Genomic DNA, 24,662 nt, shown 5'->3' on the forward strand with positions numbered 1-24,662 from the left:
ATCTACCGGTAGCGTACAATAAATGAAAGTAACAGAAGTACAGGACAAAGCAACAAAAAAGGCTTTTTTAGATGTGGCCCGCATCATTTATAAAGATGACGATAACTGGGTTTGCCCGCTTGATAATGATATTGAAGCTGTATTTAACCCGGCAAAAAACAATTTTCATCAACATGGTAAATGTACCCGCTGGATCCTGACAGATGACAATGGCCATCTAATTGGCCGGGTTGCTGCTTTTATTAATGAAAAAAAAGCATACAATTACGAGCAGCCAACCGGCGGCATGGGTTTTTTTGAGTGTACCGATAACAAAGAAGCTGCCTTTCTTTTATTTGATACCGCGAGAAACTGGCTTAGGGAAAACGGCATGAAAGCCATGGACGGCCCCATCAACTTTGGCGAAAACGACAACTTTTGGGGCTTGCTGGTTGAAGGCTTCACCCCGCCCTCTTATGGTATGAACTATAATCATCCGTATTATAAGGCTTTTTTTGATGAGTACGGCTTTAAAACCCAGTACGCGCAGATCACTAACCATGTTGACGCTCATAAACCTTTCCCCGAGCGGTTTACCAAAATAGCTAATTGGGTAGCAAAAAAGCCCGGATACGATTTCAGGCACTTTGAAATAAAAAAAATAGAAAAATTCGCAGCTGATTTCATTGAGGTTTATAACGATGGATGGAAAGATTTTGAAAACTTTGTTCCTATCACATACGATACGATCATGGAAAGCTTCGAAAAAATGAAGCCCCTGATGGACGAAAAATTGATCTGGTTTGCCTATGTAGATGATGAACCAGCATCTTTTATGATCATTTTACCCGATGCCAACCAGATGCTTAAACCGCTTAACGGCAAACTGAACCTGATAGGTAAACTTAAATTTTTATACTACCGCTGGAAAGGGGTATCCCGCATGCGGGCTATTGTGATGGGCACGAAACAAAAGTACCAGAAGCACGGCCTCGAATCGGCGATGTTTATAAAATTAAAGGAATATGTATTGCCTCTCAAGCGTTATGATGAGCTTGAATTATCTTGGGTAGGCGATTTTAACGACAAAATGATAGCCATCCACGAAGCAGTTGGTGCTACATTTGGCAAAAAGCATTTAACAATGCGTTACATTTTTGATTAGCCCGGCCAAACCGGGCCACCAAATTATGCGGTTACTTTTGAATGTCGAAGTTCTTCAAATAGCTCAATTACTTTTTTCTGCAAATCGATTACTTCAGTTTCACGGTCCATTAAGCGTTTGTTAACGGTTTCAAGCTCGTTAACAAATTTCTGATCCTGTTCGGTATCATTAAATGTAAGCAACTGAACTACCGACATTTCAAACAGGTTTGCTATCTGCTCAAGCCTTGATAAATTAATATCTGTGATCCCTGTTTCAATCTTTGAGAAAGCAGGAATTGAAATATCCAATCTCTTTGCAACATCCTCCTGGCTCCACCCCTTTTGATGACGTAATAATCTGATTTTTTTTCCGAGAGTTTTCATTTGGTTAAATTAATAGTGTAGGTTTCGCAAAAGTTAATTACTTTACAATAATATTTATTATCACGCTAATTATCAACTAATTTGCGTAATTTTTTATTTTAAAGTGTAGTTAATTGTTGCGATTGGCAAATCCCTTAAATTAAAGCAAATAAATCATTCTAAAACATACCTGCTACACGGTATTTTTTCGAGTAATTTAGGTCTGGATTTTCATCCCATTGTAATTTAGTGCGCAAAAAAGCGCAAAAAATTCTTCTTTTTAAAATTAAAATTTCATTTTTGTACTGTAATATTTTTTATTACAGATAAATGAACGGACAATTTCAAATAGCAACCCATGTATTAACCCTGCTTTGCAAACAGCCGGGCGAGCTATTATCGTCTGATTATGTTGCCGGCAGCATGAATGTAAACCCTGTTCTGGTACGTAAAGAAATGCGCAAATTACGCGCCTGTGGGCTTATTGAAAGCAAGGAAGGTAAAACCGGCGGTTATAGCCTGGCTCTCCCCCCGCAAAAAATATCCCTTGCCGATGTTTATAAAGCTGTAAAACTGCCGCCGGCTTTAGGCCAGGCTAAAAATAAGCCCAACCCTGCCTGCCCTGTCGGTAAGCAAATTGGAGCTCACCTTGATCATTTGGCCGATGAGGTTGAAGCAGCCATTATCAAAAAACTAAGCACCATAACCATTTTTGATTTTGTAAATCAATTTGATTAAAAAAATTTAAAATAAACTGTAACAAATTTAATTACAATATAAAAGCAAAAACAATGAAAATCGCATTAATTGGAGCCACAGGTTTTGTAGGCAAAGCCGTTTTAAACGAAGCGTTACAACGTGGATACGAGGTAACTGCTATAGCCCGTAACCCGAAAACAGATATTGAAAACCCTAAATTAACACTCAAAACTGCCGATGTATATAACGTTGATGAGTTAACCGAAACGTTGAAAGGGCATGATGCTGTTGTAAACTCATTTAACGCCGGCTGGGCTAATCCTAACCTGTACAATGATTTTATTAAAGGGTCAGAGGCTATACAACAGGCCACTAAACAAGCTGGTGTAAGCCGCCTGTTGGTTGTAGGCGGCGCCGGCAGTCTTTTTATTGCTCCTGGCGTACAATTAGTTGACAGCCCTCAATTCCCTGCCGAATGGAAAACAGGCGCCACAGCGGCCCGCGATTACCTGAACATTATCAAAAAAGAAGAAGATTTAGACTGGACCTTCCTGAGCCCGGCCATTCACCTGCATCCGGGCACCCGCACAGGCGTATACCGTACCGGTACAGATGAGCCTGTGTTTAACGACAAGCACGAGCATGAAATTTCAGTAGAAGACTTAGCAGTTGCTATTCTTGATGAACTGGAAAACAACCAGTTTGTGAAGAGAAGATTTACTGTGGGGTATTAAGCCCCCTCTAAATCTCCCCCTAAAGGGGGAGACTTTTAAAAGCATCATTTAAAGCCCTCTCCCTTTAGTGGCCGTTGCGCAACTGAGAAAAGACTCGATCGAATAAAGTTTTGATCGGGTCTTTTTCTTTGATTAACTATTTGGTAGTCAGAGATTTATTTTGTATATTAAGGACATGCAAGGCAAAAAAGATTATCAGGAAAAGCTCTTCATCAGGTTTCAGCTTTCAGACTATGTTCCGGCTGATAACTTCTACAGGCGTTTGAAAGACATACTTGATCTCCACTTTGTTTATGATACAACGGCCAAATATTATGGTACAGAGGGTCAAAAGAGCATTGACCCGGTTGTGTTTTTCAAACTAATGCTTGTTGGTTATTTAGAGAACCTGAATAGCGATAGGCGCATTATTGCTACCTCACGTATGCGCATGGATATCCTCTATTTTATAGGATATGATCTGGATGAAGAACTTCCCTGGCATTCGACATTAAGCCGCACACGCCAGCTTTATGGAGAAGATGAGTTTACAGCTGTGTTTAAACAGGTTCTGAAAAAGTGTATTGATGCAGGTTTGGTAGCAGGTAAAAGACAGGCTATCGATAGCGCATTTGTCAAAGCCAATGCAGCTATGTCAAGTTTGGTCGAACGCGAGATCATGAATGATGCATCAACTTATGGCAAGCAATTGGACGATCATAATGATGAAGCCCCGGCTGGGGACATACCGGATGAAAACACCAAGCCTAAGCCGAGAAAGAACGCTAAAGTTGATAAGAAAGCGAACAGCAAGCGTTACAGCCCATCAGACCCTGATGCCCGGTTATCGGTGAAACCCGGAAAAACAACGCGGCTGAACTATTCGGCTCATGTAAGCGTAGATACACAAAACCACGTTATTACACACATCCAGGCCTTTCATGCAGATAGAGGAGATGCACCATGTCTGCCTGATATCCTTACCCATGTCGCCGGAAACCTTAAAGATAATGGCATGGAAATAGAAGATGTGCTTGCCGATACAGGTTATAGCGGTGAAGCGGCGCTTCTGTTTTTAGCTGATAATCATATTAAAGGCTTCATACCTAACAGGTCAGGATGTCAAAGCAGGGAAAGCCGGCAGGGCTTCAGTTATGACGGGGAGCAAGACCGGTATGTTTGTCCTGAAGGCAAATACCTTACTTTTCACAACTTCAAAAAAGCAGAGAACGATAATACCCATAAGATATATCGTACCAGTGTTAAAGATTGCAGGGACTGTCCGCTTAAAAGCACCTGCGCTAATCTGCAAGGCTTTAAAGTGTTTAAGGATTCCGTAGCTAAAGACCTTTATATAGAAATGCATGAACGCATGCAAACCCGACAAGGGAGCAAGGCCAGGAAAGTAAGACAAAGTACGGTAGAACCGGTACTGGGCACCCTGATCAATTTTACAGGCATGAAACAGGTAAACACAAAAGGGCTCGAATTGGCCAATAAATGTATGATCATGGCCGCCGTTGCCTATAACCTTAAAAAACTTGTCAATGGCGTTTCAACAAAGGTCAGAAGAAGAATAAGAAAAATACCCGGGAACCATTCTGATGCTTTTATTAATACTTTTTCGGCCTGTATCTCAATAACAGAGCACTCATTAAACGCTTTAGGGATGGCGATAAAAGCAAATGGCCGAATAACCATTTGCTCTGCAAATTAATTATTCAGCCATTTTAAGCCCTGTTGCGCAACGGCCACCTTTAGGGGAGGGTTTGGGTGGGGCTTTTACTTTATAAACTTAGCAGCTACCCAGTCTGTATCTTTTTTATGGGTAATGTATTTCAGGCCGTACTTGCGGGCTTCGTCGGTAATGATATCCAGGTCTGGCGATTCATAGAAACCACTGAAGTAAATCTCGCCATCGGTCTTTAATACTTCAGCATAACGCTGCATCTGTTCGATAAGGATATTGCGGTTGATGTTGGCCAGGATAGTATCGTATTGCTCATCCGGGATAACTTCTTTTGAGCCACACAGCGGCTTAATATTACCCACATTATTCAAAGCCGAATTTTCGATAGTGCTTTCATAACAAACCGGGTCGTAATCAATGGCGGTGATATCGTCGGCACTTAATTTGGCTGCCATAATAGCAAGAATCCCCGTACCGCATCCCATGTCAAGCACTTTTTTACCGGCAAATTCATTTTCAAGCATCAGCCCCAGCATCATAGCTGTGGTTTGATGGTGGCCGGTACCAAACGCCATTTTAGGGTCTATCACTATCTCGTATTGAAACTCTGGTTTAGGTTCATGAAAGGTTGCCCGTACATAAATCTTATCCCCTATCTCTATAGGTTCAAAATTATTTTCCCACACCTCGTTCCAATTTTTCTGCGGAATGAGTGTTATCTCGTAACTAAAAGTAAACAGGTCTTTATAGGGTAATAATTGCTCATCAAGCGCCTGCTGGTCAAAAACACCTTCTGGAATATAAGCTTTAAAGCCAAGCTCAAGCTCTTCAAAAGTATCAAAACCTATCTCACCCAAAGCATTGATCAGCAGGTCCTGCTGGTAATCTTCGGTAGTGATGGTAGTAAAAAACAGTTCGTAGTAATTCATTTTGATTTTTTTCGTCATTAACCTTCACCAGGAATCCGGTCAGCCGGCAGAGAATTTAAGCGGCAGCTTCAGGTTCAGCCGGCTCACTATCTGCGCTTATCCTCTTCCTGTCGAGCAAATACAGTACAACAAAGTTAACAATCCAGTAAACAGCTTGTATTTCGGTCATATACCACCAAAAACTAAACAGGGGGCTATATCCATCCTCGGGCAACCATATTATATAGCTTAGGGCACCGGCAAATAATATACAAACCAGGGCAATGCAGCCTCCGGCAATAAAGCGCGCCGAAGCTCCTTTATGTTTAACCCAATTCCAAAGTGGTATGATGATCAGGTACTGGGTGAGGACTCCGTCTGCAAGCAATAAGGTCCAAAAAAGGCTGAAGTAGGCCATGAGGCTATACAGGTTACCATTACCAATTTCGCCAATGCGCATAGGGTGATCGGGCATATTGAAGTACACCACCGCCCAAAACACGCCAAAGTCGATCAAGACCGGTAAAAGAACTTTTAAAAGCTTCATGCTTCTGTTAGATTTGAGACGTGAGATATGAGATTTGAGAGTTCATTTTTTCATAAACAGCGCAACCCTTTTTCTGTTTGAAATTAGGTTTGAGCATTTTCTCATATCTCATATCTAAAATCTCATATCTAATATTAATTAAACGTTTTAACGATATCTGTAAAATCACGCGATTTCAAAGAAGCACCGCCGATAAGGCCGCCATCAATATCAGGCTGGGCAAACAGTTCAGCAGCATTGGTTGGATTGCAGCTACCGCCGTATAAAATGGTAGTAGCATCAGCAACTTCCTGGCTATACTTAGCGGCAATTTCTTTACGGATAAATTCGTGAATTTCCTGAGCTTGTGCTGATGTAGCAGTTACACCTGTACCTATAGCCCAAACCGGCTCATAAGCAATAACCAATTTAGCAAAAGCTTCAGCATCAAGGTGAAAGATGCCTTCAACCAACTGAGTTTTAATCACATCAAAATGTGTATTGGCTTCACGCTCCTGCAAGGTTTCGCCAATGCAGAAGATAGGGCGAAGATCATTTTTTAAAGCAGTATCCGTTTTTTTGGCAAGCAAAGCATTGGTCTCGCCAAAATATTGGCGGCGTTCTGAGTGGCCAAGGATCACATAAGCGGCACCGGTAGATTTAATCATCTTAGCAGAGATCTCGCCTGTATAAGCACCTTTTTCTTCCTGGTGGGCATTTTGTGCACCAACAGCAACTTTGCTATAACCCTTTGATAATTGCACCAGGCTATGAATGTGGATGAACGGACTGCAGATCACTGCTTCCTGCGTGCCGGTAGCCTCATCTTTTACCATGTTGATGATCTCTGAAAATAAAGCTAAACCTTCATTGTAATCAAGGTTCATTTTCCAGTTTCCGGCAACGATTTTCTTTCTCATGATTTTATTATTTTATTTATTAGTGAATGGTTGATTGGGTTGATTAGGTGAGTAGTTCATAAAGTTCAATTAAATGGTGATATTAACCCACTCACCTAATCAACCACTCACCAAAATCAAAACTGCCTATACTTCTCCGTCTGTTCAAATATGGCTGTTAATAAATTCTGTTCGATTTCATCAAAATCACGGTGATCGCGGCGGTCGAACACTTTCTGAGCGGTTTCAAACATTTTATTGATCAAATAAACTTCGAAGCCCTGCGCGCCTCCCCATGAAAAGTCGGGCACAAAGTTACGCGGAAAACCTGCTCCAAAAACGTTGGCCCCCACCCCTACTACTGTACCGGTATTAAACATGGTATTGATCCCGCTTTTTGCATGATCGGCCATAATGAGGCCGCAGAATTGGAGGCCCGTTTTACGGAAACGTTGTGTACTGTAATCCCAAAGTTTTACTTCGGCGTAGTTATTCTTCAGGTTTGAATTGTTTGTATCAGCGCCGATATTACACCATTCGCCTAAAACCGAGTTGCCCAGGTAGCCTTCGTGGCCTTTTGAGGAATATCCCCAAATTACCGAATTATTTATTTCGCCCCCAACCCGGCAATACGGCCCAACGGTGGTAGCACCATAAATCTTAGTCCCCATTTTCACCTGCGAATGTTCGCAAATGGCAAATGGCCCGCGGATATGGGTACCTTCCCAAATTTCGGTATTAGCCGAAAGGTAAATCGGTCCGTTAGTCGTGTTAAATGTCGAACATTCGGCAACAGCACCTTCTTCAGCAAAAAAATCATCACCTATAATAACGTTGGTTGAACTGATAGCCGCGCTTGTTCGTCCTTTAGTAAGCAGTTGAAAATCTTTACGAAGCTCGATGTCGTTCTTCCTGAAAATATCTTCAGGGTATTTGATCGATACAAAAAGGTTAGAATAGTTTATCACATCGCCAAAATCAGCATTAACATCAAAGCTTTCCGCATCCGCGGCATTAAGTTTAACAGCTATCAACTGGTCGTTGTATTTAAGCGCCTGCCCGGTTTGCAGTTTATCAATTGCTTCAACCAGGTTTTCATCCGGACATACAGCGCCATTGATAAAAACGTTATCAGCTTCAATATTTACGGGGAACTTAATCTTTAGGTAATCAAGCGTTTGAAAAGAATAAGCACTTTTTAAATGCCTGGCCCATTTTTCGGCAATGGTGAGCATCCCGATACGAAGATCGGCAACCGGCCGGGTATAGGTAAGCGGTAACAGCGTATGGTGTGCGTTATCGTCAAAAAGGATAATTGCCATGGCGCAAAAATAAAAAAAGTCCCGACTGCAAAGCCGGGACTTGTAAATATTAATTAAACAAAAATTACTTTTTGTTGTAACGTGAGCGGAATTTGTCAATACGACCTGCAGTATCAACCAGTTTCATTTTACCGGTGTAGAACGGGTGCGAAGTGTGAGAAATCTCTAATTTAACCAATGGATATTCGTTACCATCTTCCCATTTAACGGTTTCGCGGGTATCGATGCAAGATTTAGTGATAAAAGAGTAGTCGTTTGACATATCTTTAAATACAACTAACCTATAGTTTGATGGATGCAGATCTTTTTTCATTATATTATATAAACTTACCTTCTGTACTTTACTTAAAAGAGGTGCAAATGTAATAATAAAAGTGAAAACTGGAAAAGCAAATTAAAAATAGTTTATTATTGTTCATAGATGATAGTTCATGGTTCGTAGTTGGTTAAAGAACTACATTTATAAAACTGAATATTAGACAATTAAACAATCGCTATCCTTTTGTCTGAACCCGAATTTATTGAATTCAGGGAATGGGCAGAATCTCAGGCAAATTCGAAAAATTCTCAAAATTCAATAAATTCGAGTTCAGACACTAATCGCCTGGCATAACTCTATCAAAACTCCATTAACACTTTTAGGATGCACAAAGCATACCAGTTTATTGTCAGCCCCTTGTTTAGGTTTGTCATTAAGTAAAACAAATCCTTCGTTTTTAAGGCGCTTCATTTCAGCTTCAATATCATCTACCTCAAAAGCTACATGATGAATCCCTTCCCCTTTTTTAGCTATAAACTTAGCTATAGCGCTATCGTCATTCAACGCCTGGAGCAATTCAATCTTATTTGGTCCGCTCTGCAAAAAAGCGGTAATCACATGTTCGCTCTCAACAGTTTCGGTTTTATATACCGGTGTGTTCAGCAGTTTAGCGTAAATCTTGCCTGCTAATTTAACACTGTTAACCGCTATACCAATGTGCTCTACTTTGTTCATGTCCAAATATTGTAAATTATTGGTCAGCTTTGGTTATTTGCGAAGGAATTTAGCTGAATTTCAATAAAAACTTGCGTATCTTTGTTTTGTTAATATATTTCAAAAGGACTATGAATATCCCAATTTATTTAGATAACAATGCAACTACACCAATGGACCCAAGGGTACTGGAGGCTATGTTACCATATTTTAACGAAAAATTTGGTAATGCAGCAAGCCGTAACCATGCGTTTGGATGGGTTGCAGAGGAGGCGGTTGATTACGCACGCGAACAGGTTGCCAAATTGATAGGCGCATCTGAAAAAGAGATCATCTTTACCTCTGGTGCTACAGAATCAGATAACCTTGCTATTAAAGGGGTGTTTGAAATGTACAAAGACAAAGGTAACCATATCATAACTGCAGTTACAGAACATAAAGCTGTGCTTGATGCCTGCAAACACGTAGAAAAACTGGGCGGTAAGGTAACTTATTTACCGGTTAAAGAAGACGGTCTTGTTGATCTAGCTGAGCTTGAAGCAGCAATGACGCCTGAAACCATCCTGGTATCGATTATGTATGGCAACAATGAAATTGGTGTTATTCAGCCAATTAAAGAAATTTCGGCTATTGCCCACAAACACGGTGCATTATTTATGACCGATGCCGTACAGGCTGTTGGTAAGATCCCTGTTGACGTTAATGCTGATGGTATTGATCTTTTGGCTTTATCAGCACACAAAATATACGGCCCTAAAGGTGTTGGTGCATTATATGTACGCCGTAAAGGACCAAGGGTTAAAGTTACAGCCCAAATGGACGGTGGCGGTCACGAGCGCGGTATGCGTTCAGGTACCCTTAACGTACCGGGTATTGTTGGCTTAGGTAAAGCCTGCGAACTTTGCGGCCAGGAAATGGAAAGCGAAGCAAAACGCCTGTCAGCTTTACGCGATAAATTGCAATCAGCGCTAACCGTGTTGGAAGAAAGCTATGTAAACGGTAACGTTGAACACCGCTTACCACATGTTGCTAACATTTCGTTTAAATATGTTGAAGGTGAAGGTTTGATGATGGCCATGAAAGATCTGGCTGTATCATCAGGTTCGGCTTGTACCTCTGCTTCATTGGAGCCATCATACGTATTGAAAAGCTTAGGCCTGTCTGATGACCTGGCACACTCTTCTATCCGTTTTGGCTTAGGTCGTTTCACTACCGAAGAAGAAGTTGATTACGCAATTGAAGTAACCAAAAAAGCGGTTACCCACCTGCGCGACCTTTCACCACTTTGGGAAATGTTTAAAGAGGGTATTGACCTTAACTCAATTGAGTGGGCAGAACATTAATTTGATTTTAAGATGTGGCAATTTGAAGATTTGAAAATTGCCTGTAACTTCAAGAAATAAGGATTAAAATATATTTAGATAAAATTTTTGAGATTGACTATGGATCATTTTCAAATTTTCAAATCATAAAATTTTCAAATTAAAAAGACAATGGCATATTCAGATAAAGTAATCGATCACTACACTAATCCCCGCAATGTGGGCACTTTGGATAAAAGCAGCCACAAAGTAGGTACCGGCTTAGTTGGTGCACCTGAGTGCGGCGACGTAATGCGCCTGCAGATCCAGGTTGATGATAACAATGTTATCACCGATGCAAAATTTAAAACTTTCGGTTGCGGTTCGGCAATCGCTTCTTCATCATTAGCTACTGAGTGGCTTAAAGGCAAAAGCATCGACGATGCTATGAAAATCGACAACATGGACATCGTTGAAGAACTTGCCCTTCCACCGGTAAAAATCCACTGTTCAGTTTTGGCAGAGGATGCTATCAAAGCAGCGATCAATGATTTCCGCGTTAAAAACGGCCTAGCGCCAATTGAAAGCGAAAAAGTACATCACTAAGAAGATGTGAGATATTAGATGTGAGATTTGAGACTCATATCTGATTTGTATACGTATAATTGATTTTGATGATTTGCGGTGTGACTTGGTCTCATGTCTCAAATCTCATATCTCAAATCTAAAAAAATGGTAACTGTAACTGATAAAGCAAAAAGCAAAATAGAACACCTGATGCAGGATGCAGGGCTTGATGCCTCTTATTTTCTGCGTGTATCTGTTCAGGGCGGTGGTTGCTCGGGCTTATCATACAATCTTGATTTTGATAACGAGGAGAAAAAAGGCGATCAGTTTTTTGAAGACCAAGGAGTCCGCATGGCACTTGATATGAAATCGTTCCTGTACCTCGCCGGTACCGAACTTGATTTTTCTGACGGTCTTAACGGTAAAGGCTTCAATTTTCACAACCCTAACGCCAGCCGTACCTGCGGTTGCGGCGAAAGTTTTTCGGTATAAAAATTAACCTTAAAATATAAAAAGAGGCGCGATGAGCGCCTCTTTTTGTTTTACTAAAGCTGCAAAGCTGCCGCGGGCTTCCAGCCCGTGGTTTAACATGAGCCAGCTTTCAGCTGAATTCACTAAAACATATCCTCTACTTTAACATCATCGGGTACAACCTGTTCCACACTCCAGTGTTCTGCAATTTTACCCTTAGCCACCCTGAATATTTCATAAAACACAAACGTTTTGCCGCTCCTGTTAAACTGCGACTGGGCTACCACGAAATCCCCTTCAGCAATGAGCCTATGAATTTTAACAGATCGATCAGGCTCAGCAAGATAATCAGCCAGTCCCAAACCTGATGCAATTACAGAAGCAGCATGCTCAACGTAAGCAGCATCAATAAACAGATTATCAGATCGGTTATTTACAACCGATTTATAAAACTGCTCAACAACAGATCTGCTACTTTCTGTGGAAGCATTATGATCAATTTCAGTTGTGCCATTAGTGGCAGTGACTGTTTTCCCGCTTTCATCGGGCAAAGGCTGGATAGCATCCCAATGTTCAGTTAACATCCCATCCTTTAATTTAAACAGATCGATCACAGCCATCCGCCTCCCCAAAAATGAAATATCAAGATGAGTCACTACTAAGTCGCCATCCTGTATCGCTCTTATAATTGGCGACTTTGCATCTTCGGGCGGTGGTGGTAAAGTTTTCAGGTAATTGACCATTTCTGTTATGCCTGCCCTCCCCTGTTTAACGGTTGGGTTGTGCTGCTTATAGTTTTCAACTATAAATTCGGGGATCAGCTCTGTTTTACGTTGCCCTACTATTTGTTTATAAAAGGACAATACTTTTTGTTTATTGGTTATGGTATCCATACAGGTATGAGACTTTGCATCACAGGCAGCGCATATTAAAATGCAGCATATGCCCAAAGTGAATACTTGAGTAATTTTCATTACCGGTTAAATAAAATTGATTGGAAATTTTGAAACAATACAAAACACTGCCGCAAATAGCAGCGTGTTACCAAACCTGTATCAACAGGCCGGGCCTTAGGCGCCCCTTGTTTTATATGTAGAGATAGTAATTATGCGGTGAAGATAGGGAAAGTTTGAAGATTATAAAAGGATGGATTGGCAGACATAAGAAGTTTTTGGAAACTTCTTATGTCTGCTTTTACTTTATCAAAACACCTTAATCACCTGTCCTGTAATGGCCCCAAGTACGCTTTTAACGTAAGCGTTGGCTACCTTATCCATAGCAACGGGTTCATGGCCGGGGAAGTATTCAAAGTAACCAGGTGAATCCTCAACAACACCCGGACTTACCGCGTTGATCCGCACACCATTTTGTAATTCAATGGCCGCACTTATTACAAAGGAATTTAGCCCACCGTTAATGGTACCCAAATTCACGCCGTTTACAACCGGATCTTCCGATAGGATACCTGAAGTAAGCGTAAATGAGCCCTTATGATTAATATGATGCTGGCCTATCAGTACAAGATTTATCTGCCCAAGTAGCTTGCTTTCAATTCCTTTTTTGAAATCGGCAGGGGTTGTACTCGCCAGTGGGCCAAAATGCCCCGATCCTGTAGTACTCACCAACGCATCAAACGGGCCAACCTTTTCATAAAATCTTTCAATTGATTCGGGTGAAGTAATATCCAATTGAAAATCACCACTTTTTGAGCCTGCAGTAATAATCTCGTTTTTGCCTTGCAATGCTTCGGTAACTTTTTTGCCAATAGTGCCCGAAGCACCGATAATAATTATCTTCATAGTATATGTTTTTATCCAAGTTAGTAAGCTTAACGTAAATCAGCATCATCACAAAGTAAAACACGTTCAGTTGTCAAATACCCGTATCAATGCTTGTTTTTATAAAAATAGATTTAGATTTGTTCCAATATCCGATTATATAAATGAGTAAAAATACCGAGCTTTCAACTGTTCCAAGTTTCATTCGCAATACCGTTGCCAAAATTCATCCTTTAGATCATACTTTCCTGCTCTATAAAGTTAAAGATACCTGGGTAGAAATCAGCTACGGTGAAGCCTTAGAAAAAATAGACGCGATTTCGGCCTGGTTCCTGCACATCGGTATCAGGAAGGGCGATAGGCTCTCGCTCATCATTGAAAACGGGCCCAATTACGTTTATTATGATCAGGCCCTGCAACAGATTGGTGCCGTTAACACCTCTATATACCCCACCCTTACCGAAAACGAGATAGAATATATCCTGAATGACTCAGGGGCGCGTACCATCATTTGTGGCAACCCTTTCCTGTTCAGGAAAGTTTTAAAAGTGGCCAACAACTGCCCGGAGCTGATCCGCCTGATCCCGGCATTTGATGATTTTGAAAAATTCAGCGATAAGGTAAGCTTAAATGCCGGCGTAATTGGCTTTGACCAGGTAATTACCGAGGGCAGCAAATTGCTGGAGCAATATCGCCATGCTATTAATGCAGCACGTGAAGCTATCTTAACAACTGATACTTCATGCCTCATTTATACTTCGGGGACTACGGGGGTACCTAAAGGCGTGGTACTAACCCACCATAACCTCACGCAAAACGCTATCAATAGTTTAATTCAGATTCCGTTTGTTGAAAAAACTGATAGATTTTTATCATTCCTGCCGCTATCGCATGTATTTGAGCGCACCATTTATCATATAGCCATTTACCGGGGATCACAAATAGCTTTCGCCCAAAGTTTGGAGTTGCTGGCCAAAAACATGGGCGAGGTTAAACCTACTATACTTTGCTGCGTACCCCGGTTACTGGAACGTATCCACGACAAAGCCATCAAAAGCGGCACATCGGCAGGCGGTATTAAAACCAGGATCTTTCTTTGGGCATTTGAAATCGGTAAAAAAGTGCGCCTGGTACAGGAGGCCGGTAAGTCACCTGGCGTAATCCTGAAGGCACAACACGGCATTGCCGAGAAACTGGTATTCAGTAAGATCAAGGAAAAAACCGGCGGACGGCTGAAATTCATGGTATCGGGAGGTGGCGCATTGCCTAAGAACATCGGTGAATTTTTTGGCGATCTTGGCATTGTAATTTTGGAGGGCTTTGGCTTAACCGAAACTTCACCCGTAATGGCGGTTACAGAGCGCCACAGGGTAATTTATGGCACCGTTGGTCGTATTATTCCAGGTATTGAAGTGGCTATCCAGAATGTGGATACCAAACATATCTACAGCATACAAACACACGATAACTTTAAAGAAGATACCCTTACCGAAGAAGGCGAGATCATTGTTCGCGGGCATTGCGTAATGAAAGGTTACTGGAACAAGCCCGAAGAAACCGCCACCGTTATTGATTCGCACGGCTGGTTCCATACCGGCGATATCGGCAGGTTTTTCCGCGGCAACCTTCAGATTACTGATCGTCTCAAAAATATGCTGGTGAACGCCTATGGTAAAAATATCTACCCTACTCCGGTAGAGAACACCTACCTCAAAAGCCCTAAAATTGAACAGGTGTTTTTAGTGGGCGATAAACGCGAATACATTGCCGCCATTATTGTGCCGGCACGCGAGACCCTGCAGGAAACTTTTAACCTTCAAAATGATTTCTTTGAACGTCCTGAAGTGTTCATTGATGATAAAGAAATAGTTGACTGGATAGGCGCCGACATCAGGAAATACAGCAATGAGCTGGCCAAGTTCGAACGCATCAAATCATTCAAAATAAAACGCAATCCTTTCAGCATGGATGAGGGTGAAATCACCCCTACCATGAAGGCCAAACGTAAGGTCATCGAAAAGAAATACGCCGCCGATATTGATGAACTGTATGTTGGGGAAACGGAGGAAGACTGACCGCTGATGCTTATTTGATTTCGTTGATTTCGCTGATTGCCTTGATCTTGCCAAATTGATTTTCAGCTTTTATCTTATTAAAGAGAAAAAATCAACGCAATCAGCAAAATCACTAAAATCAACGGTCAAGATTTACTAAATTTGTTAGCATGAAGCGATCAGGCAGTGCTGACTTACCTTTACATTATGGCTATGTACCGCAATGGCTTGCCGAGCGCATGGCTAAACTTGGCCTTGCTGTGGTGGAAACCATTGTGATGGACTATGGCAAAGATGAAGTGCTTCGCCGGCTAAGCGATCCTTTCTGGTTTCAGAGTTTGGGAGCTGTTATGGGGATGGACTGGCATTCCTCGGGCATAACCACTTCTGTAATGGGAGCTTTAAAAAGGTCAATCAACCCGCATAGCCGCGAATTGGGCATTTATATCTGCGGCGGTAAAGGAAAACATTCTACTCAAACACCTGCCGAACTGGTCAAGGTTGGCCAAACCACCGGACTGGATGCTAATTACCTGGTAAAATGCAGCAAACTGAGCGCCAAAGTTGATAATACCGCCATACAGGATGGCTTCCAGCTTTATACCCATAATTTTATTTTAAGCGCTACCGGCAAATGGGCCGTGGTTCAGCAAGGCATGAGCGATGTAAGCCGTACGGCCCGCAGATACCACTGGCATTCCGAACAGTTAAGCTCATTTGTTAACGACCCGCATACTTTTATCTATGGTAAAAACAGCGGCTATATCCTTAACATGACAGATAAGGAAGCGGATGGTTCGCGCAATGGTGTTATGCAGATTGCCGCCGAAAACCCGGGCATCATGATCAACGAGATTAGTAAACTGGTGATGCCCGGCCGTCATGAAGTACATGCCAAAGATGTCGACCTGAAACGCCTTGGTGCCGTACTTTGGCTGGCTCATGAAAAACAACCCAAAGATTTTGAAGATCTGCTATTGCTGCAAGGCTTAGGTCCCCGCACGTTACAGTCGCTGGCCCTGGTAAGTGAAGTGATCCATGGCACACCATCCAGGTTTAAAGACCCGGCGAGGTTTTCCTTTGCCCATGGCGGCAAAGATGGCGCCCCATTCCCGGTGCCTACCAAAGTTTATGACGAAACCTTAAGTACCCTGCAAACGGCTATTCAAAAGGCAAAAATGGGCAACAGCGATAAAAATGAAGCTATCAAGCGTCTTTCCCAAATAGCCGAAAGGGCTGAAAAAGATTTCAAGCCCAATGCCAACTTTGATAAAGTTATTGAAAAGGAACTTAACGACTCGTGGAAATATGGGGGCCGTACTGTTTTTGGCAAAGCCAAACCACCTGTCGAGCAGCAATTAAAGTTATTTTAATGTACTGCCAATCAGTTTTGCGGTATCTAAATGAGCCTGTAAACCAGGTAACATTTTATTTGCAAAATCGGCAAGGCTTGTATTTCTCCGGTCTTTTCCTGCTGTTTTGTATAAAGCTATTTGTTCAGTATGATCGTTTATAACCAATTGGATATAGGCCTTGTCAAACGCGCCGGCACGTTTTGTATCCAAATCATTAATAATTTGTTGATGCATAGGGCTAATAACAACCGAATCGGCAATAAAATTATCGGTCCTTAATTTTTTGAAATCATCTGCCAGCATGGTATGGTCATCAATCATGAGCTTGGCAAACTGAATAACGCGCTGATTTTTTGAATTGGCGATTGCCAAACCAGATGCTTTTACAGAGGCGAGAGTTGATTCTTCCCCGCTTTTAATAAACAATAAACCGTTATCATCAACCAGGGCCTTGTTATAATTATTGGCATGCCGGTTACTTTGGCATGATTGTGCCATCACTAAAGCAAACAGGAATAATAAAAAGCTGGTTAATCGGCTCATGTTAATAGTTTAGTGTTTCAATATAACAAAAAAAAGTCGCTGTGGTTTTTTATCCTTAATCCACCTAAATTCAGCATCTAATCATCGTTTAAAACAGCTTGTTCACAGGCACTTAAAGTTAATATTTCCCCACCGATGGCGGCCGCAAAAAGAAACGGATTGTCAGTTTAAACATACACATGGCTTATAAAAAACACACTTGTATTTATAGTTAATCTTTTTTATATTTAAATTAATTCGCTTAACAGCTGCGGTTATAAAAATGTTAAAATGCAACTATTTTAGCCCATGAATATAATCGGCTCAGCATTAGGGAATTGAATTTTATAAGCCTTAACAATCCTGACAAAATAGAAGCCGCTTTGTAAATATTTAACTACAAACCAACAAGGGGCATCAATGTTGAGGCAATTTAAAATGAACTACTAAACAAAACCTTTACACTATGGCCAGCACCGAAAAAATCACCTGTTATTGCTTTAATAAAGATTGCGCAAACTCCATATATAACGATGCCACCTGCTTATCGATACAAGTACCACTTGAGGTTGCGTTATCACGTACCTTGAATTGTATTGAATGCGGTACTGAACTTTTGTCTCCGTTACTTATCGAAATCAAAAAAGATATCCTCAATCTTATTAAAGACGATCAGCACCGTTCGGTCGCTATCATTGACGATGACATTATTTTTCATGAAACGGTTAAAATCATATTGAAAGATAATTGGTTAAATGCAAGTTTTTATATGGATCCGGAACCTGTTTACAAAGCATTATATAACAACCGGGATAAACATGCAGAAATACCCAACATTATTTTTCTTGACCTCGATATGCCGGTAATGGATGGGTGGGAATTTTTAAAGTTATTCAATAACATTTACAGCTCATTAGTAAAACCTGTTTCGGTTTATATTATTTCAAACTCTGTTGACCCCGCCGATCAGAAACGGGCCAAGGCGTACCCCTTTGTTAAAAGCTTTATTTCAAAACCATTAACAAGGCATTTTTTGGGTAAGATAAACGAAGAGCTTTCAAGGAATACAATTGCTCTTGAAGCAAAACCGGCACCTAACTGGCAGCAATAAATTGTTAATCAGGATATGAAAAGGGGGACATTCAAGTCCTCTTTTGTGTTTTATGTGATTATACAAAAGCCGGGCTTAAGCTTTACCTTTGCAAAATGGACTATTTTAAAAAACTGCTCAGCTTATTGCAAACTGAGCAGGACGAAGACCGCCAGGCTTACCTCAAACTAACTGAAACATCTTCAGCTGCCGAACGCCGGGCAGCAGGGCTTACATGGTACCCCATAGCCATAAAAGGCACGGAAATAGGCCGCGGCGATTACCTTACGGTTGAGGTGGAACGGCCTTCTCACCAGGACCTTAGTCACCAGTTCAGGTTCGGCGCTTCAGCTGCATTGTTCTCCAACCATGATCCTAAAACCGATCGTGTAAACGGCACGGTATCATACCAGGGCGGTAACCGCCTAAAATTAACTTTGAACACCGACGAGCTGCCCGACTGGACCAGGAGCGGCAAACTCGGCATCGACCTGCTGTTTGATGATAACAGTTATGACGAGATGCAGAAGGCGCTCAAACTATCTGCCAGGCTTGTTGATGATCATAAAGAAGGCCATCTCACCCGGGTGTTAACCGGGCAAAGTACGCCGGCTTTTATCCCCGAAACAATTCATTACCCGCTTAATGGTTTAAACGCTTCACAACAGCAGGCTGTTCAAAAAATAATTGAGGCACGGGAGCTTGCAATAGTTCACGGCCCTCCGGGCACCGGTAAAACAACCACGCTTGTACAGGCTATCAAGGCACTTATCAGACAAAACAAACAACAGATCCTTGTTGTAGCGCCAAGTAATACAGCGGTTGATTTGCTAAGCGAAAAGTTAAGTAATGAAGGTTTAAATGTACTCCGCATTGGCAATCCGGCAAGGGTATCTGAAAAGTTAATGGCTTCAACTTTAGATAGCAGGATAAGTGCCCATAGCGATATGAAGGAGATTAAAAAGCTTAAAAAGCAGGCTTCAGAGTACAAGAACATGGCGCACAAATACAAGCGCAATTTTGGCAAAGCCGAACGCGATCAGCGCAAAGCGCTTTTTGATGCAGCCCACCAACTCATTAAAGAAGTGGATAAAACTGAACAATTTATTACGGAGGACCTGATTGGTAAAGCGCAGATAATTACGGCAACCCTTGTAGGCGCTAACCATTATACCATCCGCAATTTAAAGTTCCATACGGTAGTTATCGACGAAGCCGGTCAGGCGCTTGAGCCCGCCTGCTGGATCCCGATATCGAAGGCGCAAAAAGTGATCCTTGCCGGCGATCATTTGCAGCTCCCGCCTACCATTAAATCGCAACAGGCAGCCAAAGATGGCCTTAGTACTACCTTGCTCGAAAAATGCGCTGCCCTCCACCCCGGAGCGGTAATATTGCTCGAAGAACAATACCGTATGAATGAAGCCATTATGGGATTTTCATCCAAAGAGTTTTATGACAACAGGTTAAAAGCGCACCCCACCGTTGCCCATCAGTTGTTATTTCCCGGCGATTTGCCTATAAGCTTTGTTGATACCGCGGGCTGTGGTTATGATGAAAAACAGGAAGGCACCAGTACGGCGAATCCCGAAGAGGCCTCATTCCTGTTCAAACACTTGCATAAGCTGGTAAGCGAACTCACTGGATCTTATTCAACAGAAAACTTCCCAACTATAGCAGTTATTTCCCCATACAAAGAACAGATCAGGATTTTAAACCAATTGTTACTGGATTCACCGGAGTTACTAATTTATGCTGATAAAATTGCCGTGAATACTATTGATAGTTTCCAGGGACAAGAACGTGACGTGGTTTACATCAGCCTCACACGCAGCAATACCAACGGAGAGATAGGCTTCCTGAGCGATATCCGCCGCATGAACGTAGCCATGACCCGCGCCCGCAAAAAATTGGTAATGATCGGTGATAGCTCAACACTTGCATATGCTCCTTTTTATGGAGATATGATCAGTTATGCGGAACAGCTAAACGGCTATCAAAGCGCATGGGATTATGCAGGCTACGATTAAACGTCAATTGTTTGTTACATAAGCTTTAGCATCATTACAGCATAGGATAATGGTTAAATTTATCCTTTCAACATTATCCACGCCTGTATGAATTTTAAAGCACACTATTTAACAAAACTCATCACGCTCGCAAGCTTTTTTATCTTTTTAGGGCAAACAAACAAAGTATCGGCCCAGGTCACTACCGATGATCCGCATTTGGGCATTATCCCTGCCCCTGGTTCCATTACCAAAAATAGCGGCACCTTTACATTTAGCCAGCTTACAGCAATCAAGGCTGATAATCCGAAAGATAAAGCTGTTTTATGGCTAAAAAGCTATCTGCAGGATACCCGGCACCTGAATATTAAAGTAGCTAAATACAATTCAAAGCTTAAAGCCGCAAACAGCAGGGGGCTGATCTTAACTGCAAAGGGAGCCAATAAATTGCCCGTGGAAGGTTATAAACTAACTATCACACCACGTAATATTATCATAGCTGGTAAGGATGCTGGCCTGTTTTACGGCATCCAAACCTTGTTGCAACTTTTCCCGGTTGAAAACGCTGCCACTTACAAACTGCCTTGCGCTGTAATTGAAGATTCGCCTCGCTTTGGATACCGGGGAATGATGTTGGATGTATCGCGTCATTTCTTCACCATTCCGCAGGTAAAAAAGGTGATCGAACTTATCGCTTCTTACAAACTCAATACCTTTCACTGGCATTTGGTTGATGGCCAGGGATGGCGTATCGAAATCAAAAAATATCCTAAACTTACGCAGGTGGGTGCATTCCGTCAGCAAACCATGTTTGGCAGCAACCGCGACTGGCCCGATTCCCTTAGCTACGGCGGCTTCTATACGCAGGAACAGATCAGGGATGTGGTAAAATTTGCAGCCGACAGGTACATCAATGTCATCCCGGAAATTGAAATGCCTGCACATTCAGAAGCTGCCTTACGTGCCTATCCCGAGTTTAAATGCGATACTGTTGCTGCCCAGAAAGCCCCGCGCGATATTAACAATCTATACTGCCCTACCGAGCAAACTTTTACCTTTTTACAGGATGTACTTACCGAAGTGATGGCTTTATTCCCAAGTAAATACATTCACATAGGGGGTGATGAGGCAGGTAAAGAACCATGGAAACAATCGGCATTTTGCCAGGCTTTGATGAAGGAAAAAGGCCTGAAAGATGAAAAAGAATTGCAAAGCTATTTTATCCAAAGGATAGAAAAATTTATCAATTCTAAAGGCCGCAGCATTATAGGCTGGGATGAGATATTAGAAGGCGGCCTCGCCCCTAACGCCACTGTAATGAGCTGGCAAGGCGAGGAAGGCGGCATTAACGCTGCCCATCAAAAACATAATGTGATCATGACACCGCAAACCACCGGTAATTACTTTGATCATTATCAAAGCAGTTCGCCGCAGGAGCCGGTATCATTTGGCCGTTACGCTACTTTAGAAGAAACGTACAATTATGATCCTGTTTCAAAGCAGCTTACCCCCGACGAACAGAAATATGTAATAGGCACCCAGGGCAACCTGTGGACAGAGTATGTGCCTACCGTAGCTAAACTTCAATACCAGATCATGCCGAGGGTATTCGCCCTTTCAGAAGTAGCCTGGAGCAAGCCGGAGAACAAGGACTATACCAATTTTTCCGAAGTAAGGCTGGCCAAACACTTTGCAAGATTAGACGCCATGAACTACAATTACCGTGTGCCAACCGCGTTAACTACTATTGATACCATGGTTATAGGCCCTCATTTTGTTTACACACTAAAATCGGTGGTACCCGGCGCTAAGATTTATTATACATTAAACGGCCGTGACCCGTTGGATACCGATCTGCAGTATGAGGGGCCTATCACGTTCTCCATTCCGCAAAACGAAAAACGTGAATTGAGAACAAGGGTGATTACGCCTTCGGGTCGCCGCAGCATAGCCACACGCACTTTAATGTATAATAAAACGCTGATGCCTGCTGTAAATTACACAGTCAATATGCCAGGGCTTAAATATAAATGGGCAAAAAACACGTTCACTTCGCCCGATCAGCTTAATTACGTTACCGCACAGGATTCATCAGCAACCAATAAACTGGATGCCGAGCTTTTGAAAAAAGGCAACCCGAATTTTGGTGTAGTTTATGACGGTTACGTGAATATATTGGCCGATGGTACTTATAACTTTACCCTTGCAAGTTATGCCGCCAGCCAGTTATTTATTGATGGTGTACAACTAACAGAAGCCGAATATGCGCTGCCACTGGCGAAAGGTTTTCATCAAATAAAGGTAAAGTATATATACAACGCGCCGCCGCCGCCAACCGGCAGGTACAGGCCACGTGTAGCACCACTTAAAGTATATGTTACCGCACCCGGAAGTTTTGAAAAGAAGGAGCTTAACGCAGCCGATCTTTATTATTGATACATGGAATTAGGTATTAGCACCTTTGGTGAGATCCACCCCGACGGAACAAGCGGCAACGCCGTAAACGCCCATAAGCGGGTTCAGGAGTTATTGGAAGAAGTAAAGCTGGCCGATGAGGTGGGTTTAGATGTTTATGCCTTCGGCGAACACCATCGGCCCGATTTTGTGATCTCGGCACCTGAAATATTGATATCAGCAGCAGCAGCTATTACCAAAAACATCCGGCTGTCAAGCTCGGTTACCGTATTAAGTTCGGTCGACCCTGTGCGTACATTTCAAAATTTCGCCACTGCCGATCTGGTATCTGGCGGCCGCGTGGAGATGATAGCCGGTCGGGGCTCCTTTATTGAATCTTTCCCGCTTTTTGGTTTCGACCTGAATGATTACGATGCATTATTTACCGAGAAACTCGAAATGTTTTTGCAGATCAATAAGCAGGAAATTGTTTCGTGGCAGGGCAATTTCCGGGCACCCATCAGGAACCAGGGTGTATATCCTCGTCCGCTGCAACAGGAAATTCCGGTTTGGATTGGCGTTGGCGGAACCCCTGCCTCAGCAAAACGGGCAGGAGCACTTAACCTCCCTATGATCATCGCTATTTTGGGCAGCGCGCCAAAACATTTTGTACCCTTTGTTGAGCTTTATCGCGAGTCAGCAGCCAAAGCCGGGCACGATGTAAGCAAGCTGCAATTAGCTATCAGTTCGCAATTTTATATTGCCGGAACCTCACAACAGGCAGCCGACGAGTTTTATCCAAGCTACGAAGCCCTCATGACCCGCGTCGGCAAAGACAGGGGCTGGTCGCCCATGACAAGGGAACAATTTGAGTACCTGCGCGATTTTGGGCCTTTAGTGGTAGGCGATCCGCAACAGGCTATTGACAAAATCATGCAGCAATATGAGCTTTTTGGCAATACCCGTTTCGTGGCCCAGTTGGTAACCGGTTTTACCAAACACAAGGATATTTTAAAAGCAATTGAACTTTACGGTACCAGGGTTGCCCCTGTTGTACGCAAAGAAACCAAGGCAAAAGCTTAAGCTTTTGTCCTGGTTAAAAATTCTTCAATAATAGCGACAGCGGGGTAATCTCCATCTTCGCGGAGATCTTCAATCTCACCTATATAATCGCCGTGCCCTGCAGGCAAAATACAAAGCTGCGCATCGGGAAGCATGCGGTATAGCTCAAGCGTATGCTCAGGCCTGATCACGTCCTTATCGCCGGCTATAACCAACGCGGGCATGGTGATAGAACGGATAGCATCATCACTCCAATCCTGAAAACCCTGCATCCTATGAAGGTCCCGCTTATGCATTATTTCTAAAGCGGCCTGGTCATTGTTTATGGCGAGGAAAGCGTCCTGCAAAGGTTTGGGCATACTGTCAAGGGTCGCGTTCTTCATAAAATCCCAAAACCAGTCATCAAAACCACTGCGTTTATAAAACGAAGAAGCGATCACTATTTTATGAACCAGTTGCGGATGCCTGATGGCTATTTGCATAGCGGTATTACCTCCGTTGCTAAAGCCCATAATATCGGCCTGTTTTATATCCAAATGCTTGAGCAAAGCCGCTACGTCATCAGCATCCTGCTCAAAAGAGGTAGGTACGCCCCTGTCCGGCGTACGCCCGTGTGCCTGCAAATCAACCCCTATTACCTGGTGATTTTGCGCAAAGGTGTGCAGTACACGACCAAAAGTAACGCTGATATCTGAACCGCCGCCATGGATCAATACCAACGGGAACCCCTCGCCGTGAATTTCATAATACATTTTCAGGCCGTTAACAACGGCATAGTTACCGGAAACATTTATTTGTGACATATCCATAGGTTTTAATTTCAATACAAACTTATCAGTATGAA

24 protein-coding genes are annotated in these 24,662 nt (G+C 42.5%); 13 read left to right on the forward strand and 11 right to left on the reverse strand.

Translation table 11 applies throughout. The annotated features are described in order from the left end of the window. Positions 1 to 22: 22 nt before the first annotated feature. A complete protein-coding gene (locus ACEN82_RS14385; protein ID WP_413323191.1) occupies positions 23 to 1,144 on the forward strand; it encodes a GNAT family N-acetyltransferase in 1,122 nt (373 codons plus the stop codon). A gap of 23 nt (positions 1,145 to 1,167) precedes the next feature. Here the strand turns inward: ACEN82_RS14385 and ACEN82_RS14390 are convergent, their stop codons facing one another. Beyond that, complete coding sequence (locus ACEN82_RS14390) at positions 1,168 to 1,509, reverse strand: helix-turn-helix domain-containing protein (RefSeq protein ID WP_090524822.1); 342 nt, start codon at positions 1,507 to 1,509, stop codon at positions 1,168 to 1,170. A gap of 309 nt (positions 1,510 to 1,818) precedes the next feature. Here ACEN82_RS14390 and ACEN82_RS14395 point away from each other — a divergent pair, with 309 nt between their 5' ends. The 3 genes from ACEN82_RS14395 to ACEN82_RS14405 all read left to right on the forward strand — a co-directional run bounded on the left by ACEN82_RS14395 (position 1,819) and on the right by ACEN82_RS14405 (position 4,617). After that, the gene (locus ACEN82_RS14395) at positions 1,819 to 2,226 is read left to right on the forward strand and encodes an Rrf2 family transcriptional regulator (RefSeq protein WP_413323190.1); all 408 of its coding nucleotides are present in this window, start codon (positions 1,819 to 1,821) and stop codon (positions 2,224 to 2,226) included. Between the two features lie 53 nt (positions 2,227 to 2,279). Next, positions 2,280 to 2,921 (forward strand): NAD(P)-dependent oxidoreductase, encoded by a 642-nt coding sequence (locus ACEN82_RS14400; protein WP_413323189.1) that lies wholly within the window; start codon positions 2,280 to 2,282, stop codon positions 2,919 to 2,921. A gap of 175 nt (positions 2,922 to 3,096) precedes the next feature. Next, complete coding sequence (locus ACEN82_RS14405) at positions 3,097 to 4,617, forward strand: IS1182 family transposase (RefSeq protein ID WP_495643978.1); 1,521 nt, start codon at positions 3,097 to 3,099, stop codon at positions 4,615 to 4,617. Positions 4,618 to 4,682: 65 nt separating this feature from the next. Here ACEN82_RS14405 and prmA read toward each other — a convergent pair whose 3' ends face one another. The 6 genes from prmA to mce all read right to left on the reverse strand — a co-directional run bounded on the left by prmA (position 4,683) and on the right by mce (position 9,239). Continuing rightward, the gene (prmA, locus tag ACEN82_RS14410) at positions 4,683 to 5,519 is read right to left on the reverse strand and encodes a 50S ribosomal protein L11 methyltransferase (RefSeq protein WP_413317521.1); all 837 of its coding nucleotides are present in this window, start codon (positions 5,517 to 5,519) and stop codon (positions 4,683 to 4,685) included. A gap of 55 nt (positions 5,520 to 5,574) precedes the next feature. Then, a complete protein-coding gene (locus ACEN82_RS14415) occupies positions 5,575 to 6,045 on the reverse strand; it encodes a hypothetical protein (RefSeq protein ID WP_413317523.1) in 471 nt (156 codons plus the stop codon). Between the two features lie 134 nt (positions 6,046 to 6,179). Then, positions 6,180 to 6,944 carry a triose-phosphate isomerase gene (gene tpiA / locus ACEN82_RS14420; protein ID WP_413317525.1) on the reverse strand — a complete coding sequence of 255 codons (765 nt, stop codon included), beginning with the start codon at positions 6,942 to 6,944 and terminating at the stop codon, positions 6,180 to 6,182. A gap of 116 nt (positions 6,945 to 7,060) precedes the next feature. Then, entirely contained in the window at positions 7,061 to 8,245 is a 1,185-nt protein-coding gene (locus tag ACEN82_RS14425; RefSeq protein ID WP_413317527.1) for a GlmU family protein, read from the reverse strand. Positions 8,246 to 8,309: 64 nt separating this feature from the next. Next, a complete protein-coding gene (locus ACEN82_RS14430; protein WP_090524811.1) occupies positions 8,310 to 8,558 on the reverse strand; it encodes a type B 50S ribosomal protein L31 in 249 nt (82 codons plus the stop codon). A 276-nt stretch (positions 8,559 to 8,834) separates the two neighbouring features. Next, positions 8,835 to 9,239: a methylmalonyl-CoA epimerase gene (gene mce / locus ACEN82_RS14435; protein WP_413317529.1), complete on the reverse strand. Its 405-nt coding sequence runs from the start codon at positions 9,237 to 9,239 to the stop codon at positions 8,835 to 8,837. 110 nt (positions 9,240 to 9,349) lie between these two features. On the opposite strand from mce, the gene ACEN82_RS14440 reads away from it, so the two are divergent. The 3 genes from ACEN82_RS14440 (at position 9,350) to ACEN82_RS14450 (ending at position 11,578) form a co-directional block, all read left to right on the forward strand. Continuing rightward, on the forward strand, positions 9,350 to 10,561 hold the full coding sequence (locus ACEN82_RS14440; RefSeq protein ID WP_413317531.1) for an IscS subfamily cysteine desulfurase: 1,212 nt from the start codon (positions 9,350 to 9,352) through the stop codon (positions 10,559 to 10,561). A gap of 150 nt (positions 10,562 to 10,711) precedes the next feature. Further along, complete coding sequence (gene iscU / locus ACEN82_RS14445) at positions 10,712 to 11,125, forward strand: Fe-S cluster assembly scaffold IscU (RefSeq protein WP_076378185.1); 414 nt, start codon at positions 10,712 to 10,714, stop codon at positions 11,123 to 11,125. A 126-nt stretch (positions 11,126 to 11,251) separates the two neighbouring features. Next, the gene (locus ACEN82_RS14450) at positions 11,252 to 11,578 is read left to right on the forward strand and encodes a HesB/IscA family protein (protein WP_090526181.1); all 327 of its coding nucleotides are present in this window, start codon (positions 11,252 to 11,254) and stop codon (positions 11,576 to 11,578) included. A 122-nt stretch (positions 11,579 to 11,700) separates the two neighbouring features. Here ACEN82_RS14450 and ACEN82_RS14455 read toward each other — a convergent pair whose 3' ends face one another. Together ACEN82_RS14455 and ACEN82_RS14460 are read right to left on the reverse strand one after the other, a co-directional pair. Beyond that, the gene (locus ACEN82_RS14455) at positions 11,701 to 12,531 is read right to left on the reverse strand and encodes a nuclear transport factor 2 family protein (RefSeq protein WP_413317534.1); all 831 of its coding nucleotides are present in this window, start codon (positions 12,529 to 12,531) and stop codon (positions 11,701 to 11,703) included. A gap of 228 nt (positions 12,532 to 12,759) precedes the next feature. Next, entirely contained in the window at positions 12,760 to 13,356 is a 597-nt protein-coding gene (locus ACEN82_RS14460; RefSeq protein WP_413317536.1) for a short chain dehydrogenase, read from the reverse strand. 143 nt (positions 13,357 to 13,499) lie between these two features. Between ACEN82_RS14460 and ACEN82_RS14465 the strand changes: the two genes are divergently transcribed. Together ACEN82_RS14465 and ACEN82_RS14470 are read left to right on the forward strand one after the other, a co-directional pair. Next, a complete protein-coding gene (locus tag ACEN82_RS14465; protein ID WP_413317538.1) occupies positions 13,500 to 15,410 on the forward strand; it encodes an AMP-dependent synthetase/ligase in 1,911 nt (636 codons plus the stop codon). A 149-nt stretch (positions 15,411 to 15,559) separates the two neighbouring features. Continuing rightward, positions 15,560 to 16,762 carry a DUF763 domain-containing protein gene (locus ACEN82_RS14470; RefSeq protein ID WP_413317540.1) on the forward strand — a complete coding sequence of 401 codons (1,203 nt, stop codon included), beginning with the start codon at positions 15,560 to 15,562 and terminating at the stop codon, positions 16,760 to 16,762. Here ACEN82_RS14470 and ACEN82_RS14475 read toward each other — a convergent pair. Beyond that, a complete protein-coding gene (locus ACEN82_RS14475; protein WP_413317542.1) occupies positions 16,754 to 17,287 on the reverse strand; it encodes a DUF4142 domain-containing protein in 534 nt (177 codons plus the stop codon). The genes ACEN82_RS14470 and ACEN82_RS14475 overlap by 9 nt on opposite strands. 445 nt (positions 17,288 to 17,732) lie before the next feature. On the opposite strand from ACEN82_RS14475, the gene ACEN82_RS14480 reads away from it, so the two are divergent. From ACEN82_RS14480 to ACEN82_RS14495, 4 genes are all read left to right on the forward strand, one after another. After that, a complete protein-coding gene (locus ACEN82_RS14480; protein WP_413317543.1) occupies positions 17,733 to 18,377 on the forward strand; it encodes a response regulator in 645 nt (214 codons plus the stop codon). 95 nt (positions 18,378 to 18,472) lie between these two features. Further along, positions 18,473 to 20,383, forward strand: a complete 1,911-nt coding sequence (locus ACEN82_RS14485; RefSeq protein ID WP_413317545.1) for an AAA domain-containing protein — start codon at positions 18,473 to 18,475, stop codon at positions 20,381 to 20,383. Positions 20,384 to 20,470: 87 nt separating this feature from the next. Then, positions 20,471 to 22,798, forward strand: a complete 2,328-nt coding sequence (locus ACEN82_RS14490; RefSeq protein WP_413317547.1) for a family 20 glycosylhydrolase — start codon at positions 20,471 to 20,473, stop codon at positions 22,796 to 22,798. Between the two features lie 3 nt (positions 22,799 to 22,801). After that, on the forward strand, positions 22,802 to 23,839 hold the full coding sequence (locus ACEN82_RS14495) for an Atu2307/SP_0267 family LLM class monooxygenase (protein ID WP_413317549.1): 1,038 nt from the start codon (positions 22,802 to 22,804) through the stop codon (positions 23,837 to 23,839). Here the strand turns inward: ACEN82_RS14495 and ACEN82_RS14500 are convergent. Beyond that, entirely contained in the window at positions 23,836 to 24,621 is a 786-nt protein-coding gene (locus tag ACEN82_RS14500; RefSeq protein ID WP_413317551.1) for an alpha/beta fold hydrolase, read from the reverse strand. The two genes, ACEN82_RS14495 and ACEN82_RS14500, sit on opposite strands and share 4 nt — an antisense overlap. Positions 24,622 to 24,662: the final 41 nt, after the last annotated feature.

The sequence above is a fragment of the Mucilaginibacter sp. Mucisp73 genome (genome assembly GCF_059491465.1).

What these genes read in the sequence shown, in the direction of transcription:
- ACEN82_RS14385 (WP_413323191.1), top strand. Translation starts at nt 23, where the DNA reads ATGAAAGTAACAGAAGTACAGGACAAAGCAACAAAAAAGGCTTTTTTA.
- ACEN82_RS14390 (WP_090524822.1), bottom strand. Translation starts at nt 1,509, where the DNA reads ATGAAAACTCTCGGAAAAAAAATCAGATTATTACGTCATCAAAAGGGG.
- ACEN82_RS14395 (WP_413323190.1), top strand. Translation starts at nt 1,819, where the DNA reads ATGAACGGACAATTTCAAATAGCAACCCATGTATTAACCCTGCTTTGC.
- ACEN82_RS14400 (WP_413323189.1), top strand. Translation starts at nt 2,280, where the DNA reads ATGAAAATCGCATTAATTGGAGCCACAGGTTTTGTAGGCAAAGCCGTT.
- ACEN82_RS14405 (WP_495643978.1), top strand. Translation starts at nt 3,097, where the DNA reads ATGCAAGGCAAAAAAGATTATCAGGAAAAGCTCTTCATCAGGTTTCAG.
- prmA (WP_413317521.1), bottom strand. Translation starts at nt 5,519, where the DNA reads ATGAATTACTACGAACTGTTTTTTACTACCATCACTACCGAAGATTAC.
- ACEN82_RS14415 (WP_413317523.1), bottom strand. Translation starts at nt 6,045, where the DNA reads ATGAAGCTTTTAAAAGTTCTTTTACCGGTCTTGATCGACTTTGGCGTG.
- tpiA (WP_413317525.1), bottom strand. Translation starts at nt 6,944, where the DNA reads ATGAGAAAGAAAATCGTTGCCGGAAACTGGAAAATGAACCTTGATTAC.
- ACEN82_RS14425 (WP_413317527.1), bottom strand. Translation starts at nt 8,245, where the DNA reads ATGGCAATTATCCTTTTTGACGATAACGCACACCATACGCTGTTACCG.
- ACEN82_RS14430 (WP_090524811.1), bottom strand. Translation starts at nt 8,558, where the DNA reads ATGAAAAAAGATCTGCATCCATCAAACTATAGGTTAGTTGTATTTAAA.
- mce (WP_413317529.1), bottom strand. Translation starts at nt 9,239, where the DNA reads ATGAACAAAGTAGAGCACATTGGTATAGCGGTTAACAGTGTTAAATTA.
- ACEN82_RS14440 (WP_413317531.1), top strand. Translation starts at nt 9,350, where the DNA reads ATGAATATCCCAATTTATTTAGATAACAATGCAACTACACCAATGGAC.
- iscU (WP_076378185.1), top strand. Translation starts at nt 10,712, where the DNA reads ATGGCATATTCAGATAAAGTAATCGATCACTACACTAATCCCCGCAAT.
- ACEN82_RS14450 (WP_090526181.1), top strand. Translation starts at nt 11,252, where the DNA reads ATGGTAACTGTAACTGATAAAGCAAAAAGCAAAATAGAACACCTGATG.
- ACEN82_RS14455 (WP_413317534.1), bottom strand. Translation starts at nt 12,531, where the DNA reads ATGAAAATTACTCAAGTATTCACTTTGGGCATATGCTGCATTTTAATA.
- ACEN82_RS14460 (WP_413317536.1), bottom strand. Translation starts at nt 13,356, where the DNA reads ATGAAGATAATTATTATCGGTGCTTCGGGCACTATTGGCAAAAAAGTT.
- ACEN82_RS14465 (WP_413317538.1), top strand. Translation starts at nt 13,500, where the DNA reads ATGAGTAAAAATACCGAGCTTTCAACTGTTCCAAGTTTCATTCGCAAT.
- ACEN82_RS14470 (WP_413317540.1), top strand. Translation starts at nt 15,560, where the DNA reads ATGAAGCGATCAGGCAGTGCTGACTTACCTTTACATTATGGCTATGTA.
- ACEN82_RS14475 (WP_413317542.1), bottom strand. Translation starts at nt 17,287, where the DNA reads ATGAGCCGATTAACCAGCTTTTTATTATTCCTGTTTGCTTTAGTGATG.
- ACEN82_RS14480 (WP_413317543.1), top strand. Translation starts at nt 17,733, where the DNA reads ATGGCCAGCACCGAAAAAATCACCTGTTATTGCTTTAATAAAGATTGC.
- ACEN82_RS14485 (WP_413317545.1), top strand. Translation starts at nt 18,473, where the DNA reads ATGGACTATTTTAAAAAACTGCTCAGCTTATTGCAAACTGAGCAGGAC.
- ACEN82_RS14490 (WP_413317547.1), top strand. Translation starts at nt 20,471, where the DNA reads ATGAATTTTAAAGCACACTATTTAACAAAACTCATCACGCTCGCAAGC.
- ACEN82_RS14495 (WP_413317549.1), top strand. Translation starts at nt 22,802, where the DNA reads ATGGAATTAGGTATTAGCACCTTTGGTGAGATCCACCCCGACGGAACA.
- ACEN82_RS14500 (WP_413317551.1), bottom strand. Translation starts at nt 24,621, where the DNA reads ATGTCACAAATAAATGTTTCCGGTAACTATGCCGTTGTTAACGGCCTG.